This is a genomic window from Streptomyces sp. SP17BM10 (assembly GCF_036322405.1).
GTDB lineage: Bacteria > Actinomycetota > Actinomycetes > Streptomycetales > Streptomycetaceae > Kitasatospora.
Genome location: NZ_JAQYXB010000270.1, coordinates 1 through 340, shown reverse-complemented (window position 1 = coordinate 340; position 340 = coordinate 1). Strand labels below are relative to the sequence as shown.

General features: G+C 72.4%; 1 protein-coding gene. It reads left to right on the top strand.

The window, feature by feature from the left end:
• Positions 1-340 (top strand): hypothetical protein (locus tag PUR71_RS01255; protein ID WP_329924405.1); only part of this gene is annotated, 340 nt, incomplete at both ends.

Genomic DNA, 340 nt, shown 5'->3' with positions numbered 1-340 from the left:
TGCCGACGTGGATGCCGTGGAGGCGCACGGGACGGGGACGACGCTGGGTGATCCGATCGAGGCGCAGGCGCTGCTCGCGACGTACGGGCAGGACCGGGAAGTCCCGCTGCTGTTGGGGTCGATCAAGTCGAACATCGGGCATGCGCAGGCGGCGGCCGGTGTCGCGGGCGTGATCAAGATGGTGCTGGCGATGCAGAACGGTGTGCTGCCGCGCACGCTGCACGTGGACGCGCCGTCGTCGCACGTCGACTGGACGGCCGGCGCCGTCGAGCTGCTCACCGAGCGCACCGACTGGCCGGCCACCGGCCACCCGCGCCGTGCGGGCGTGTCGTCCTTCGGG